This is a genomic window from Citrobacter sp. wls708 (genome assembly GCF_005281255.1).
GTDB lineage: Bacteria > Pseudomonadota > Gammaproteobacteria > Enterobacterales > Enterobacteriaceae > Citrobacter > Citrobacter werkmanii.
Map to the genome: position 1 here is coordinate 1 of NZ_SZXE01000013.1, position 2,007 is coordinate 2,007.

General features: G+C 55.8%; 2 protein-coding genes and 1 pseudogene. All 3 read right to left on the reverse strand.

What is annotated here, in order from left to right; translation table 11 throughout:
* Positions 1 to 81: 81 nt before the first annotated feature.
* A complete protein-coding gene (gene narI, locus FDW97_RS05145) occupies positions 82 to 759 on the reverse strand; it encodes a respiratory nitrate reductase subunit gamma (RefSeq protein ID WP_038641116.1) in 678 nt (225 codons plus the stop codon).
* Positions 759 to 1,469: a nitrate reductase molybdenum cofactor assembly chaperone gene (gene narJ, locus FDW97_RS05150; protein ID WP_087856119.1), complete on the reverse strand. Its 711-nt coding sequence runs from the start codon at positions 1,467 to 1,469 to the stop codon at positions 759 to 761. The genes narI and narJ overlap by 1 nt, the downstream gene beginning before the upstream one ends.
* Positions 1,466 to 2,007, reverse strand: a pseudogene (gene narH, locus FDW97_RS05155) (nitrate reductase subunit beta); the annotation flags it as partial. The gene narJ and the pseudogene narH, both read right to left, overlap by 4 nt.

Below are 2,007 nucleotides of genomic sequence, written 5' to 3' on the forward strand. Positions count from 1 at the left end.
ATAAGGCGGTTACGCCGCCATCCGGCAAACAGGCATAAAAAACCCCGCCGGAGCAGGGTTTTGTCTTACACAGATTACCGATTAGTGACGCGCGCGTACAATCTGGTATTTGCGGGTCAGATACTCGACCGGAACGCTCCAGATGTGCACCAGACGCGAGAACGGGAACAGCAGGAACAGCGTCATACCCAACACCAAGTGCATGCGGAAGATAAACGCCACGCCATCCAGATATTCAGACGCGCCGCCGTGGAAGGTCACCACCGTTTGCGCCCAGTTCACCAGTTTCATCATCTCGCTACCGTCCATATGCTGAGCGGAGAACGGAATGGTCAGCAGGCCAAGGGCGCACTGGATAACCAGAATGGACAGCACCAGAATATCCGCACCAGTGGTGGTGGCCCGCACGCGTGGGCTGAACAGACGACGTTTCAGCAGCAGCACGCCGCCGACCAGACACATCACGCCTGAGGCGCCGCCCGCAAACATAGCCATCTTTTGTTTCACTTCCAGCGGTAGCCACGCTTCGTACATCCAGTGCGGCGTCAACATGCCCAGAAAGTGCCCGGCAAAAATGCCCAGGATCCCGATATGAAACAGGTTTGACGCCAGGTTCATCCCTTTGCGATCCAGCATCTGGCTGGACGCCGCGCGCCATGTATATTGTCCATAGTCATAACGCAGCCAACTGCCGATCAGAAAGACAGAACCCGCGATGTACGGATAGATGTCAAAGAAGAACGTATTCAGGAAGTGCATTATTGCTGTCCTCCGGTGGTGATATTCAGATACTGCGGCGCAACGGCCCCGGCAAAACGACGCTGGTGAGCGGAGATTTCCGACTCTCCGCACCCCTGATCGGCGAAGAATTTCACCTGCTCTTCTTCCCAGACCGCATCAAGCGCTTGTGGTGTATCATCACGCGCTTCATCCGCAATTTTTTCAGCCACTTTGTCGCTGTCGATAACGGTATTCGCCAGTTTTAGCAGCAGATCAAACAGCACCGCATAACGGCTGTCACGCTGTTGCAAGCGAGCGCTGAGCAAAGCCAGAATCGGCGCGATATCCTGTAAACCACCTAACGCTTCGCTTTTCGGCAACTGCGCAAGGTATTCCAGATACAGCGGCAGATGATCGGGAAGTTCACGGCTGTCGAGCTGCAAACCGTGCTGTTCATACTGTGCCATCAGGTCAACCATCGCCTGACCGCGATCGCGGGACTCCCCGTGGACATGTTCAAACAGCAGCAGCGATGTGGCGCGGCCCCGGTCAAACAGTTCGCTGTAAGCGGCCTGTACATCCAGCATGTCCTGCGCGGTTAAATCGCGCAGGAAAACGCCCAGGGTCTGGGCATCCTCTTTATCCAGGTTCTCAGATGACGCGAGTGCATCGAAAAGCTCCTGCTGATGCTGCCATAAGGCAGCATCCGGGTACTCGAGCAGACGCGAAACAATGACGAGTTCAATCATTGGTGCGGCTCCGTTTTGCTGGTCACATCAACAGCGTCGATGCGGCGGCTGTTGAACAGATTGAATTTGGTATCAGAACCGTGGCAACCATCGCCGAAGGTAAAGCCACAACCGCTTTTCTCCGGGAATGCCTCACGCGCCAGTTCACGATGGCTGCTTGGCACCACGAAACGATCTTCGTAATTAGCAATCGCCAGGTAACGATACATTTCCTGTGCCTGCGCTTCGCTTAATCCCACCTCTTCCAGCGCACGGGTATCAACTTTTCCGTCAACAGTTTCCGCACGTTTGTAGTGACGCATTGCCAGCATACGTTTCAGCGCCAACAGTACCGGCTGAGTGTCGCCAGCGGTCAACAGGTTCGCCAGGTACTGAACCGGGATACGCAGACTGTCTACATCCGGCAGAATGCCGTTGCTGCCAAGCTCGCCCGCATCGGCGGCAGATTGAATCGGTGACAAAGGCGGCACGTACCAGACCATCGGCAGCGTGCGGTATTCCGGATGCAGCGGCAGCGCCAGCTTCCAGTCCATTGCCA